This window comes from Paenibacillus oleatilyticus (genome assembly GCF_018998565.1).
In the GTDB taxonomy this organism is placed as follows: Bacteria; Bacillota; Bacilli; order Paenibacillales; family NBRC-103111; genus Paenibacillus_G; species Paenibacillus_G oleatilyticus.
The window spans coordinates 1-364 of record NZ_JAHNZO010000151.1 but is presented as its reverse complement, the minus strand read 5'-3'; the positions used below and the strand labels follow the sequence as shown (position 1 = coordinate 364).

Below are 364 nucleotides of genomic sequence, written 5' to 3'. Positions count from 1 at the left end.
CACCTGCGTCGCCTGGCGGATCGCCGCGTCGCCGCTGCCGTTAAGCACGTCGTAAATCCCCAGCACGTCGGCGATAAACAATCCATCGAACTTGCCGCGTTCCAGCAGGCGCGCCAGATCGGTCCAATGTTCGAGATCCTTATACTGCCAGGAACGGTCGCGCCGGTGCGCCCACAGCCCCGGCGACTGATGGCCGACGCAGTTCATATCAAAAGCGTTAAGACGAATTTCACGTTGCGATGACATAGCGAGCTCCACAATTATCTGCCGGCCACGGGCGGAGCCGGGCCGGATGGGGGGTCTTAGGGTGTTAAAAACGGGAATGGACGATCAGTTTGCAGCCGGACATCGCGCCAGCAGATAT

1 pseudogene is annotated in these 364 nt (G+C 59.9%); it reads right to left on the bottom strand.

Features of this window, described 5'->3' with window-relative positions:
• Nucleotides 1-246 (bottom strand): annotated as a pseudogene (locus tag KQX66_RS39010) (5,10-methylene tetrahydromethanopterin reductase); the annotation flags it as partial.
• Nucleotides 247-364: the final 118 nt, after the last annotated feature.